Source organism: Streptomyces inhibens (genome assembly GCF_022221585.1).
Classification (GTDB): Bacteria; Actinomycetota; Actinomycetes; order Streptomycetales; family Streptomycetaceae; genus Streptomyces; species Streptomyces inhibens.
In genome coordinates this window covers 3,784,824-3,797,338 of sequence record NZ_CP084681.1, presented here as the reverse complement: position 1 = coordinate 3,797,338, position 12,515 = coordinate 3,784,824, and the positions used below count along the sequence as shown (strand labels likewise).

Below are 12,515 nucleotides of genomic sequence, written 5' to 3'. Positions count from 1 at the left end.
CCGACTGCCGTCGTTGATTCCGCCGGACCCTCGCCGTGGTGGCGCTGGCGAGCAACCCCAGTGGCGAGGGCCCGGCGGCATGTGTACGGCCGATGAGGCGCGTTCGGCCGGAGCCGCCGCGCCGGCTTTCAGCCGTCGGTGCGCCGTCCCGCGTCGAGAAGCGCCTCGACGCGGTCGGGGGCGACCGGGCGGGAGTAGAGCCAGCCCTGGCCGGTGTCGCAGCCGATGCGGCGGAGGCGTTCGGCCTGTTCGGCGCTCTCCACGCACTCGGCGGTGACGGTCAGACCCAGCCGGTGCGCCAACGCCACCAGGGCTTCCACGATCATCTCGTCCGCCGGGTTCGGATGCTCCTGCGAGCGGAAGCCGCGGACGAAGGAGCCGTCCAACTTCAGCACGGACACCGGAAGGCGGCTGAGGTAGGCGAGGTTGGAGTAGCCGGTGCCGAAGTCGTCGATGGCGATCCGTACGCCCATGTCGCTGAGCGCCTGCAAGGCCTGTAGCGGCCGCCCGGCCGAGCCCATCACCGCCGACTCGGTCAGCTCCAGCTGGAGCAGCCGCGGCGGCAGCCCGGTCTCGGCGAGGATCCCGGCCACGTCCGCGACCAGGTCGGAGTCCCACACCTGACGTACGGCCACATTGACGCTGACGAACAGCGGCTCGTCACCGGGGTGCGCCAGCTGCCAGGCGCGTGCCTGGTAGCAGGCCCGTTCCAGCACCCAGCGGCCCAGCTCGACGATCGCGCCGTTCTCCTCGGCCAGCGCGATGAACCGATTCGGCGACAGCGTCCCGAACTGCGGATGCCGCCAGCGCACCAGCGCCTCCACGCCCTGCGCCCGGCCGTCACCCAGTCCGACCAGCGGCTGGTACTCCAGGGTGAATTCGCCGCGGTCCACGGCCGGCCGCAGCGTGCTGGACAGCGCCTGCCGGGTCATCCGGTGGGCGTTGCGCTCCGGGTCGAAGAGCGTCCAGCGGGCCTTGCCGTCCTCCTTGGCCCAGTACAGCGTGGTGTCCGCGGCCTGCATCAGACCGGTCGCGGTGGTGCCGGTGGCGGCCCGCTCCACGACGCCGATGCTCGCCGACACCGACAGCCGCTGCCCGGCCAGGTCGAACGGGCGCTGCAACGCGTCCAGCACACACTGGGCCAGCTCGGCCAGCTGCTCGGTTCCGGTGGAGTCCTCCACCAGAAGAGCGAATTCATCACCGCCGAGCCGCGCCACCAGATGCCCGCCGCGGCCCGCCCCGCAGTCCGCCGCGCTCTCCGCGCAGCGCGTCAGACGCTGCGCCACCGCGCTCAGCAGCCGGTCGCCGACGCGGTGCCCGAGGGTGTCGTTGACGGCCTTGAAGCCGTCCAGGTCGAGGTAGCACAGCCCGATCCGGCCGGTGCCGGACGGTTCGAATGCGGCGGTCTCCAGCGCGGTGGAGAGCCGCTCGAAGAACAGCGCGCGGTTGGGCAGCCGGGTCACCGGGTCGTGCATCTGCAGGTGCCGCAGCCGGGCCAGCAGATCGTGCCGGTCGCTGATGTCCGCGACCGACAGCAGCATCCGCTCCTCACCGCTGAGCGGCTCCGGCGTCAACGGCTCGACGGTCACTTCCACCCATACGGAATGTCCCTCGGGGTGTTTGAGGCGGCGGGTGCAGCGCAGCCGGTCGCTGCGGCCGCACAGCACCTCGCGGTAGGCGGTCCACACCCGTGGGTCCGCGCCGAGGTCGGTGAGGTCCGCGGCGGTGGCCGCGACCAGCTCGTCCGGGTCGGTGCCGACCAGCTCGCCGAAGGCCGGGTTGGCGGCCAGGACCAGGCCGTCGCGGTTGAGGACGGCCATCGCCAGGCGCCCGGCATGGAAGGCGGCGCGATAGTCGCCGAGCGAGGCGGCACCGTCGTCGCAGTGGCTGCTGGGGGTGTGCCGGGTCTCGGCGGATTCTTTGGTCGTACCGTTACGCTCCGTCACTGAGGGCAGCGTCGCTCCGGGCATGCGGCCCGGGCTGTCGGGGTGTCCGCTCACTGCTCGCTCCCGCATGGCGCTTGTCTCGTGATGGAGGGTGGATCTCGCGCTGGAAAGTGTGGCGATCATAGAGGCTGGCACGACGGCCGATCCAGCGACGCAGCCGTGATCGTCGGTGCGCATGACGGAACTTCAGCCATTTCTGTCCGTCTCTGTTCGTGACGATTGCCCCGTTGGTCGTTTGTGACTTTCCGTTACGGGGCGGCTGAGACTCGCCGGTCACTCGTCTGGGCCTTCAAAACAGGACGAATAGCATTAAATCGCCACAGGGTAGATGAGGTCTCCGAATCCGTCCCTGGAGGTATATGTGCCGCGCGCCCGGACACCTGACGGGGTGGACCGCCGCCTGCGGCGCGTGGCCGCCGTCGTCACGTCCCTGAGCGCCCTCATCGCGACGTCCATCGTCGCCGGACCCGCCACCGCCTCCGAGGCCGCCCTCTCCTGCGCGCTGGGGCGCACCGACGCACACCACTCCGAAGGTGTCGATGGCTGGAACGACGCCTATCCGCGCCCGGACCGCGCGATCAACGCCGTCATGATCTTTCTGTCCTTCCCGGACTCCCGGCCGCTCGCCGCCCCGCAGCAGCTGTCCCGCGACTACTTCCCCGCCACCTCGGGCTTCTTCCAGCGCGCCTCCTACGGCGCCTTCCGGCTGCGCCCGCACATCCACCACACCTGGGTGCGGATGCCGCGGACGTCCACCGCGTACGGGATACAGCGCGACTGGGACGCAAGCCGGCGCGCGGCCTACCTGCGGGACGCGGTGGCCGCCGCCGATCCGTCGGTGGACTTCGGTCGCTACGACGTGGTCTATTTCGTCGCCGATCCGGAAGCACCCGGTGTCGATTCGGACGCGACCAAAGTCGTCAATCTCGAACAGCCGATGCACGCCGACGATCACGATCTGCGCCGGTTCGTGACCGTCTTCGAGCAGAGTCCGCCCGACCGCAACGTCCTCGCCCACGAGACCGGACACGTCTTCGACCTTCCGGACCTCTACCACCGGCCGGAGGACGGCAAGGGTGACTGGGACACCTACGTCGGCGACTGGGACCTCATGGGCAGCCAGTTCGGCCTGGCGCCGGATTTCTTTGCCTGGCACAAGTGGAAGCTCGGCTGGATCGCCGACAACCAGGTTGACTGCGTCGAGCTGGCCGGCCCCACCATCCACTCGCTGCGCACGCTGTCCGCACCGAAGGAGGCCGGCGGCCGGCGCCGCCCGCGGCTCCTTGTGGTCCGTACCGGGCCCGACAGCGCGCTCGCCATCGAGGCACGCGGTGCCACGGGAAACGACCGCTCGCTGTGCACCGAAGGCGTCCTGGTCTATCGCGTGCACAGCGAGACCCCCTCCGGTTCGGGGCCCGTACACGTCCTCGACGGGCACCCCGGCACCTCGGCCTGCTGGGGCACCTCCGTCTACCCGCCGCTCGCGGACGCGCCGCTGGGCGTGGGGGAGAGCATGGACGACGGCGAGGACGGCGTACGTGTCCAGGTCGAGGGGCGGTCGAGCGACGGGGACTGGGCGGTCAAGGTGGGGCGCGGCTGACGGCTCCGGACGCGCACAGATGTCACGCGCACGGAACATCACGCGCAGAACATCACGCACGGAAAATGCGGACATGACGAAGGCCCCCACCGGAGTGAGGGCCTTCGACTGTCTGTGCGCCGCCAGGGACTCGAACCCCGGACCCGCTGATTAAGAGTCAGCTGCTCTAACCAACTGAGCTAGCGGCGCCTGCTGACGGGGAAAACATTAGCATCCTGATCGGGGAGGACAAAAATCGGTTTGTCGCAGCCCTACGAGAGCACCGAAACAGGGTGCTGAGCTGCGGCTTCGCGCTCGTAACCGGCCACCGAGCGGGCGGCGCGGACACAGGCCCACAGCAGTACGTCGGGGCCGGGCAGCCAGGGATTGCGGACGTCCGGGGCCACCAGCCAGCGGGAGACGGTTGGGCCGACCGGGTCATCGATCGCCGGAAGGGCGCCGTCCGCGCGCGTGCCGGCGGCCGTGCCGGGGCGGGGGTGCAGCGGCGGGACGGTCACCGCGTCGCCGCTGCCGTGGCACAGCAGCGGCGGGACGGCCGCGGCCCACTCCTCCCAGACGAGCAGGGCGGGCAGCCGCTGGGCCGTGCCCGGCGCGGCGAACAGCAGGATCCGGCCGCGGTGCGCCGCGACCGGACCCGAGCCGGGGCCGTCGGACCATAAGCGGTCCACCATCCGCCGCCCGAAGAGCGCCGGGGCGTTGATCACGTCGAAGGCGGAGCCGCAGGGCAGCACGCTGGGCGCTGCCGGCTGGGTGGCCCACAGTGCGTGCATCTCGTCCGGATGAGGGCTGGCGGAGGCGAGCCATTCGGCTCCCGCGAGCGTGACATATGCGGCGGTGGGAAAGGCCAGGGTGCGGGGGGTCTCGGGCAGCCAGTCGCTCATGGGGACAGGTCTACCGATGCGAGGCGTAGCGGCTTGGCTGATTGCCGGAAACCGGGACAGCGTCGGCCGGGGGCCGGTATCTTGCCCGCTCGCATATGCCAGCGGCTCATGGTCATGGACCATGAGCCGTAGTGAGGCGTGTGGGGTGGGTGTGAATCGGCGGATGTGTCGGTGGGTGGGATCCGGCCTACGAGCTCGGGCCTATGAGGTCCTGCCTACGAGGTCCTACCTACGAGTTCCTGCCTATGAGGTTCGGCCAACGGGACCGGCGACCGGTCATTCCATGTCGCCCAGCAGGGTGCTGCCGCTCCGCATCAGGCTGCGGCCGAACTCGACCATCTTCTGTGCGTAGTCCTCGGTCCACTCGGCCTGCTCGGCGAGCACGGCCAGCGGCAGCCGGTCGAACCGGCTGGGGTCGGCCAGCTGGGCCGCGGCCAGCGCCTGGAACTCCGTGGCGCGATCGGCCGCGGCGCGGAAGGCCAAGGTCAGCTCCGTGGCGCGGCTGAGCAGCTCGCGCGGGTCCTCTATCGACTCCAGGTCGAAGAAGTGCTCGGGGTCGGCAACGGCCTCGGGTGGCTCGAAGAGCAGTTGCGCGGGCTTCATGCGCCGTGGTCTCGGCGCCGTACCACGTGGGTCGGGAGCCGGTCGCGGCTCGGACATGTACCTACCTCCAGATCGTGTGCCGCATTCCATTGTCCCGCCCTGCGCAAGGGGGCCTGAAATCTCCGCTCGTCCGGGAGCACTCCCTGCGGCGGCCGGGGGAGTGTGGCGATGAGGCGACCGTAGGCCGCGCGGCGCACCGGCGACGTGTGGCGGCGGCACTACGGGCGCCATACGACGCGATGTTCGTTCAGATGCGCCAGCACGGAGTGATTGGCCTCCCAGCCGTCCGGGAATTTGACCGTGACACCCAGACGGACCGGCTCCGTCGAAGGGTGTTCGTCCAGCAGGTCGGCGACGCCCGCGCGGCACACCACGATGCAGGCATGGCGATGGCGGGAGGCGAGGACGCACAGCCGGCCGGTTTCCAGGTGGAAGGCGGTGGCATCGGGGCGGCCGGAGAGCGGGTGCAGGACGACCGTGACATCGAACTCGCGGCCCTGGAGCCGGTTGGCGGTGTCCACCGCGACACCGGTCACGCCCAGGCCGGCGAGCGCGGTGCGGACGGCCGCCGCCTGATCGCGATGGGCCGTGCCGACCGCGATCCGGCCGGCGGTGAGGGGCACCGGGTCAGCGGTCCCGCCGGCCGAATCCGGGGATTCGCTGGTCGCGGCGCCGCCCCGGTCCAGCAGCCGGCGCACCACCTGGGCCACCGCACGCACCGCCTCCGGATCCGTACGCGGCGTATGGCGGGCGGGCAGCTCCAGCAGACCCCAGCCGGACTCGGCGGCCTCGTCCAGGACACGGTCCACGCCCGAGCCGTCCCCCGGCACGCCGAACGCCAGCCGGCGGTCACCGTGGCCGGTGCCGCTGCGGAACGGGGTGTACGGATAGAACGCCGCGGAGACCAGCGGCGCGGCCGAGGCGGGCAGCCGCCAGGAGACCGGCAGCCGGTGCTGCGGCAGATCGGGATTGTGGGCCAGGAGCGTGGACACCGCGCTCGACGAGGGGTCGTACGCCAGCCCCGCCCACTGCTCGGCGCCGACCACGCTGAAGGGATCCAGCTGGCCCGGGTCGCCGACGAACAGCGCCCGCTCGAAGAGCCCGGCGACGCTCAGCAGCGCATCGGAGCGCATTTGGTAGGCCTCGTCCACGATGGCGTGCCGCCAGGGCTCGTCGACCTTGGTGTAGGCCCATTTCGCGGCCGTCGAGACGACGACGTCCATCCCGGCCAGATCGGCGATCTTCGCGGACGTACGGACCGCGGGCAGCTCGGCCAGCGCCGGATCGAACGCGCCGGGCTCACTGCTGTGCAGCCGGCCGACCGGCAGCTCGGGGTCCTTCCCGGCGAGCCGCAGGACGAGATCGTCGACCTGGGCGTTGGTCTGCGCCACCACCATCAACGGACGCCCCGCGGCGGCCAGTTCGCGGGCCGCGCGGACCACGAGAGTGGACTTTCCGGCGCCGGGCGGGGAGTCCACGACCACGCCGCGCCTGGTGCCCTGCAGCGTGTCGCGCAGGATCGCGTCGGTCGCCGCGGCGGCCGCGGCGGCGGGGTCGAAGGGCCGGTCGGTGGTGGACCGGGGGTCCTGAGTGGCCGTCATACGGCGGTGTTCTCCAGGGCGGTCGAGTGCCGGGCGCGGATCACAGGAAGTCCTCCGCGGTCACGGGGTCGGGGGCGGCGTGCGGCGAATCCCCGGCGGCGGGCGGCGGGCCGCCGTGGGTCCAGGGGATGTCCTCGGGGTCCGGCAGCTCCGGGCCGCCGCGCGGGGCGTGCTCGAACAGCGTCCAGCACACCACGTCGGCCGGCTCCGGCACCGAACCGGGCTCCGGCGTCTTCCCGCGCCCCATCCCGCCCGTCAGCCGCACCACCAGCACACCCGGCTCCTCGGCCGCGTACGCGCAGAACTCGCCGGGCTGGGTCCTGCCGTCCGCCAGCGGGCGGTAGAGCTTGGCGCCCTCGGCCAGATGGGGGCGGTCGGCCGTGCGGAGCGTGACCAGTGGGCGCGGCATCGGACGCCGGCCCTCGGACATGGCCATCTCGACGTCGATGACCGTGCCCTGGAACGCCTCGCCGGCCAGCCGGCGCCCCGCCATCACCAACGGGTCGTCCAGCGCTTCCTGGGCGTCCAGTTGGGCCTGCGCGCTCTCCCGCGCGGAGAGCTTCTGCGCGGCGGTGACCGCATCGTCCTGCTTGGGCTGCGGCGGCTCCCCGGCGCGCACCCGGTCGCGGTGCGCCGTGTACGACCAGCGGTCACGCTTCCAGCGGTCGGCGACCCGCGCGCCCACCGGGAGCGCGCGCAGCAGATCGATGCCCTGCCACACGGCGTCCCAGGTCGGCCGCAGCTGACCTTCGACGAGGGTGCGCAGCTCGTCCTCGGCGCCCGGCAGCCCGGCGTCGTAACGCGCCATCGCCGGGGCGAGCAGCCGGTTGTCGAACGCCGGGTCGGTGGCCGGGCCGGCCGGCGGGCACAGCAGCTGTCCGGCCGTGTCACGCGCCGACTCCGCGCGCTCGGCCGCCTCCCGGCCCGACAGCCCCGGCGGAGGGTCGATCCAGGCCAGCAGCGCACCCAGATGCTGGTCCTCCAGCACGCTCTGCCCACTGGCCCAATGGCGGGTCAGCAGGCCCGTCATGGACAGCAGCAGACCGGCGCCCGGGACCCGGGCCCGCTCGCCGAAGTGGGTCAGCCAGCGGCCCAGCAGCGGGACATGCGGCGGCGCGGGAAACGGCGCCTCCGGCTCCTGCTCGGCCGTCCGCCGAAAGCGCATCGAGCGGCCCAGCAGTCGTACGTACTCGATACCGGCGGCGCTCGGCACGATCAACTGCGGTGCGTCCGCGCACAGTTCGACCTGCACCGGGACCTTTTTGCCGGTCTCCGGGTCGGTCTCCTTGCGTTCCTCCCACTCGATGGCGTCGGCGAAGCCGTCCACATACGGCAGCACCGTCTCGGCCAGCTCGGCGAGGAACGCGAACCGCAGATCGCGGTCGCGCGGCTGCGGAACGGCCAGCAGCGCCGGCTTCTCGCGGTCCGTGCCGACCAGCGCGCCCAGCGGGGCGCCGGCCTCGCCCGCGGTGGTCAACGGGACGAAGACCAGTGGCCGTTCGGACAGATGGCGGTGGCGGACCGTGCACCGCGGCCGGGCGCGGCCGGCCGCCACCGCCTCCATCCTGGCCAGCGTCTCGATCAGCGACATCCCGCCTCCTCCGTCCGCTGCGTCGGCACCGCGGTGCCCGCCAGCGCCTCGGCACGCAGCGCGGCGGCCCGGCGCAGCGCGACCACGGCCGGATCGTCCGGATCGGAGGCCCCGAGGCCGCTCGCGTCCTCCGGGCCGGCCGCCGCCAGCACCTCTTCGATGGTGCGCAGCCCGCCCAACTCGCCCCGTACGCCACGCCCCAGCGCCTCCACCGCGCCGTCCTGACGGGACCGCTTACGGCAGTGGAAGGCCAGCTCGCACGCGGCCAGGCACTCGGGGGCGTAGGCCGCGTCGACCGTCTCGACGGCCTTCGCCAGTTCCTCGGGCGGACGGGTCGCCGTGCCGTCGTCCGTGAGCCGCAGGTCGAAGGTGGTCTCAGCCGGCAGAGTGGCGGCGATCTCCTCGACCCGGGTGAGGCGGGCCAGCTGCCGGCGGGTCGTGGCCAGCTGCTTGCGGACATCGACGGCCGCGGCCGTGGGGAGGTTGGAGAAGTCCTTCGGGCAGACCAGCAGCACCCGGTCGCGGACCCGGACCGCGCGGCCGGTGTGCGCGCCGACATGCCCCGCGACCGGCTCCAGGGCCAGCACATAGACCGCCGCCTGGCGCGCGGCGGCGCCCACCTTGGCGGCGTCCGCCGAACCGTCGATCATCGGGAAGGACTTGATCTCGACGACCGTCCAGCTGCCGTCCGGATGCACCACCACCGCATCCGGCTCCACATAGGCCGGCGAGCCGGCCACCTCGACGGCCAGCATCGGATGGTCCAGCAGCGCCCAGCCGCCGGCCGCGGTCGCCTCGCGCAGCGCCAGCGCCGAGGGCCGCCCGGCCCTCGGGACCGGCCGCGGACAGATCGGGGGTGGCGACCGTCTCCGGCTCGGGCGGCGGGGTGCCGGGCGCCAGGCGCTCGTGCAGCAGCCGCAGCAGCTCCGTGCCGCCGTCGCCCTTCACCCGGGCCTCGAACGCATTGCCCCGGACTATCGCGAACTGCGACTGGCCGTATGCCGCGGGCGAGCCCAGCGCCTGGGCCAGCGCGCCCTTGTCGATGCCCGCGCCGTCCAGCAGTGCGCGGCGCCGGCAGCCGGGGTTGGCGGCCAGCGCGGCGAGCGCGCGGGCGTCCAGGGAGCGGGGGCGAACACCGGGACCGCGCAGCTCGGTGAGCCTCTGGCGCAGGCTCGGCGTCGGCGTCGGCGGCGCCCCCGGAGGGGCGGCCGACGCGGGTCGACTGTCGCGGGAAACGTTCACCTGCGGAAGTCTCGCATCCGGCACTGACATGCGGGGCGCCCGGCCGCGAATCGGCGGCACGCGTGCCGTCTGTCCCGGGGTGAGCGCCGTATGGCGCGAGGTCCTCGGCGGGGCGCCGTGGTGCCTTCCCGGCAGGGCCGCGACGCCTCGGCGGCCTCCCCGCCCACGGACAAATCGACCCGATGCGCGATGATGGAAGGCCCGCGGTCAATGCCGCCCGCACCGAGCAACGATCAGCCGAGAAATCGGCGAGAGGTACGACCCATGGCAGCGCGCATATTCCTGGCCAGGCACGGGCAGACCGAGTGGTCCCTTTCCGGCAGGCACACCGGCCGTACGGACATCCCGCTTCTGGACGAGGGCCGGCGCGGCGCCAAGCTGCTGGGCGAGCGGTTGCACCGCGCCCCCTGGGACGGCCTGCCGGGCGTCGAGGTCCGCACCAGCCCCCTGGTACGCGCCAAGGAGACCTGCGAACTGGCCGGTTTCGGCGACCGGGCGCACGAGTGGGACGCGCTGATGGAGGTCGACTACGGCGCGTACGAGGGTCTGACGCCGGCCGAGATCAAGGCCGGCCGGCCGGACTGGCTCATCTGGCGCGACGGCGTGCCCGAGGGGGAGACGCTCGCCGAGGTCGCCGCGCGGGCGGACGAGGTCGTCGCCTGGGCGCGGTCGGCCGACCGCGATGTGCTGGTCTTCGCCCACGGCCACATCCTGCGCGCCCTGGGCGCCCGCTGGCTGGGCCTGGACATCTCCTTCGGCGCCCGGATCCGGCTGGAGCCGACGTCCCTGTCGGTGCTCGGCTGGGCCTACGGGGAGCCCGCGATCGAGCGCTGGAACGACACCGGGCACCTCGGCTGACGGAGCCGCCGGCGGCCGCGCCTCAGGCCTGCTGACGGGCCGTCGGGGCGCCGGCCGACTCCGCGTGCCGCGCCAGGAACCCGGCGACCGGAGCGCTGTCCCGGTGCGCCCGCAGTCTGCGGGCCGTGCCGTCGAGCATCGTACGGATACGGGCCGAGCGGACCTGCTCCAGCAGCGCCAGCACCTGCATCCCGGCCACGGCGGCCTCCTCCGGCGCACCGGAGGCCGCCAGATCGGCCGCGAGCTCCGCGGTGAACAGGGCGATGTTGCGGGTGAAGTGCGGATCCTGCAGAGCCACCGCCCGGCGGGCGTGGTCCGCCGCCCGCTCCGCGTCGCCCAACGCCGCCCAGCACTGCGCCTCCAGGCCCGCCAGCTCGGCCTCGCCGTAGAACGTCATCCACTCCGGGTCGCCGTCCCGCGGCCCGACCGCGAACAGCCGCTCGGCCCGGGCCAGCGCCTGCTCACAGCCGGCCCGGTCCGAAAGCCCCGCCCAGCCGCCCGCCTCCCGCAACGCCAGCAGCGACAACAGCCGCGGTGAGGCGAGCTGCTTGGCGGCCTGCTGTGCGGCCTGCGCGGCGCGCACCGCCTCGCGCGGCCGGCCGGCATCACGGGCGAGAAAGGCCGTATTGCAGAAGGCGTGCGCCTCCAGGGCGGCATCGCCGCAGACCCGGGCGGTGGCCAGCGCCTCGGCGTAGTGCGAGCGGGCGTCGTCGAAACGGCCCGAGTCGTGCGCCAGCCATCCGACGGTGATGGCGAGTTCACCCGCTCCGGCGTGCAGCCGGTCGGAGACCGAGCGGCGCTGCACATCGGAGTCCAGCAGTTCGTAGGCGGCGCGCAGCGGCTGGGTGGCGAGGCGGTAGATGCCCTCCGCGCCGTGCCGGTCGTCCAGCAGTCGGATCTGGCGGACGGCTTGCTCGACGGCGGTGGCCTCGGCAGCACCGGCCCGGCCGCCGGGCGGCGTACGCGGGCCCGGGAAAGGGGCGGATGTGGCGGCGGCAGCGGCCTCGATGGGGTGCAGGGCGGCAATGCCCAGGGCTGCGGCCGGGCCGCCGGTGATGAACGCGCGACGCAGCACGTCGCTCTCCTCGCAGATCTGGATACAGGTATCGCGGTGGTCGGGGTCGGTTGCCAGGGGCGCGGCGCTGACCGCCGCCGTACGCGCCCCCCGTCCGCGTACCGCCTCGCGTGACGCGAACCCCATGTCGGGCAGCGTCAGCCCGGGGAACATGTGCCGGAACACCCGCTCGTAGGCGTAGTTCGGACACCGGATCTCCCCGGACTCGACGCGCCCCACATAGCGGGCGTCGCACGAGACCTGCTCGCCGATCTCACGGGCGGACCGTCGGACCGCCGCCGCGAACTCGCCGGGTGACAGCCGGCCGCGCAGCTGTCGAAAGGCGATGTTCGGGCGAGCGGGTACGGTGCGGGACGACGCTGATCTTGCTGTTGGCGACGCCATGGCGGACCCTCTCCGTGCCCTCTCCGTGCCATCTTGTGGCGATGCCGTTCCTGGCGGTGCGGCGGGACGACCGTACCGGCTGTGACGGCTCCGATACGCACAGTTTGGCTACAAATCGGATATCTCGCGCGTGATCTGCCATGAACTGCCATCCTTTGCAGCGTTACGCCGCCGTAGCTGTTGACACGCCTGACCGTTGAACTCGGTGTAAAGGGTGGCGCGTGCAGGAGGAGGGGTTCTCCGTGTGGGAGACCGGCGTGAGCAGGGGCGGCAGCGGGTCCGCGGGCCAGGCCGGCGACGGGCGGGGGCAGATCGTCCCGGTCGGCGGGGCACCCGTCGTGGTGGCACAGCCCTGTGACCTTGTCACGGTGCCCGCCCGGCAGGGGCTGGAGGCCGTGGACATCCTGCGGCTGCGGGACGGCGTCGGCCCGGTCCTGCACGACGGCGCCTGCGACACCCTCGGCTTTCTGGTGCCCCCGGGCACGGCGGACGGCTGGGACGTGCCGGGCAGCGCATGCACCCAGACCTACGGGCGCGGGATCGCGCTGGGCGCGCTGTGCGACGAAGGGGTCACGGTGGAGCCCCCGGTGACCGGCACCGGCTGGCTGGTGTCCCCGGAGGGCGCGGGCGCCGCCGCCACCGACCCCGCCGTGCTGCGGGCGGCGCTCGGCGAGGCGGCCCGGACCATCGAGGCCGTCGACCGCTGCCAGTGAGCGCGTGACCTGTAGAACCTC

Annotated in this window: 9 protein-coding genes, 1 tRNA gene and 1 pseudogene; 3 read left to right on the top strand and 8 right to left on the bottom strand. The window is 73.0% G+C overall.

The window, feature by feature from the left end:
* Positions 1–128: 128 nt before the first annotated feature.
* Positions 129–1,946: a putative bifunctional diguanylate cyclase/phosphodiesterase gene (locus KI385_RS17335; protein WP_238573099.1), complete on the bottom strand. Its 1,818-nt coding sequence runs from the start codon at positions 1,944–1,946 to the stop codon at positions 129–131.
* 328 nt (positions 1,947–2,274) lie between these two features.
* Here KI385_RS17335 and KI385_RS17330 point away from each other — a divergent pair, with 328 nt between their 5' ends.
* Entirely contained in the window at positions 2,275–3,546 is a 1,272-nt protein-coding gene (locus tag KI385_RS17330; protein WP_425356918.1) for a M6 family metalloprotease domain-containing protein, read from the top strand.
* 115 nt (positions 3,547–3,661) lie between these two features.
* Here KI385_RS17330 and KI385_RS17325 read toward each other — a convergent pair.
* The 6 genes and pseudogenes from KI385_RS17325 to KI385_RS17300 form a co-directional block, all read right to left on the bottom strand.
* Positions 3,662–3,735 (bottom strand) — tRNA-Lys (locus tag KI385_RS17325).
* Between the two features lie 62 nt (positions 3,736–3,797).
* Positions 3,798–4,427, bottom strand: a complete 630-nt coding sequence (locus KI385_RS17320; RefSeq protein WP_238573098.1) for a bifunctional DNA primase/polymerase — start codon at positions 4,425–4,427, stop codon at positions 3,798–3,800.
* A 276-nt stretch (positions 4,428–4,703) separates the two neighbouring features.
* Positions 4,704–5,087 (bottom strand): hypothetical protein, encoded by a 384-nt coding sequence (locus KI385_RS17315; protein WP_181923559.1) that lies wholly within the window; start codon positions 5,085–5,087, stop codon positions 4,704–4,706.
* 161 nt (positions 5,088–5,248) lie between these two features.
* Positions 5,249–6,631, bottom strand: a complete 1,383-nt coding sequence (locus KI385_RS17310) for an AAA domain-containing protein (protein WP_238573097.1) — start codon at positions 6,629–6,631, stop codon at positions 5,249–5,251.
* Between the two features lie 40 nt (positions 6,632–6,671).
* Positions 6,672–8,222: a hypothetical protein gene (locus tag KI385_RS17305; RefSeq protein ID WP_238573096.1), complete on the bottom strand. Its 1,551-nt coding sequence runs from the start codon at positions 8,220–8,222 to the stop codon at positions 6,672–6,674.
* Positions 8,213–9,494, bottom strand: a pseudogene (locus tag KI385_RS17300) (hypothetical protein). The gene KI385_RS17305 and the pseudogene KI385_RS17300 overlap by 10 nt, the downstream one beginning before the upstream one ends.
* 234 nt (positions 9,495–9,728) lie before the next feature.
* On the opposite strand from KI385_RS17300, the gene KI385_RS17295 reads away from it, so the two are divergent.
* Positions 9,729–10,322: a histidine phosphatase family protein gene (locus KI385_RS17295; RefSeq protein WP_128504725.1), complete on the top strand. Its 594-nt coding sequence runs from the start codon at positions 9,729–9,731 to the stop codon at positions 10,320–10,322.
* 22 nt (positions 10,323–10,344) lie between these two features.
* Here KI385_RS17295 and KI385_RS17290 read toward each other — a convergent pair whose 3' ends face one another.
* A complete protein-coding gene (locus tag KI385_RS17290) occupies positions 10,345–11,781 on the bottom strand; it encodes an NsdA family TPR-like regulatory protein (protein ID WP_238573095.1) in 1,437 nt (478 codons plus the stop codon).
* A 221-nt stretch (positions 11,782–12,002) separates the two neighbouring features.
* On the opposite strand from KI385_RS17290, the gene KI385_RS17285 reads away from it, so the two are divergent.
* A complete protein-coding gene (locus KI385_RS17285; protein WP_238573094.1) occupies positions 12,003–12,494 on the top strand; it encodes a hypothetical protein in 492 nt (163 codons plus the stop codon).
* Positions 12,495–12,515: the final 21 nt, after the last annotated feature.

Coding starts and splice junctions, on each gene's coding strand:
- KI385_RS17315 (WP_181923559.1), bottom strand. CDS start 5,087: ATGTCCGAGCCGCGACCGGCTCCCGACCCACGTGGTACGGCGCCGAGA.
- KI385_RS17305 (WP_238573096.1), bottom strand. CDS start 8,222: ATGTCGCTGATCGAGACGCTGGCCAGGATGGAGGCGGTGGCGGCCGGC.
- KI385_RS17295 (WP_128504725.1), top strand. CDS start 9,729: ATGGCAGCGCGCATATTCCTGGCCAGGCACGGGCAGACCGAGTGGTCC.
- KI385_RS17320 (WP_238573098.1), bottom strand. CDS start 4,427: ATGAGCGACTGGCTGCCCGAGACCCCCCGCACCCTGGCCTTTCCCACC.
- KI385_RS17310 (WP_238573097.1), bottom strand. CDS start 6,631: ATGACGGCCACTCAGGACCCCCGGTCCACCACCGACCGGCCCTTCGAC.
- KI385_RS17290 (WP_238573095.1), bottom strand. CDS start 11,781: ATGGCGTCGCCAACAGCAAGATCAGCGTCGTCCCGCACCGTACCCGCT.
- KI385_RS17330 (WP_425356918.1), top strand. CDS start 2,275: ATGAGGTCTCCGAATCCGTCCCTGGAGGTATATGTGCCGCGCGCCCGG.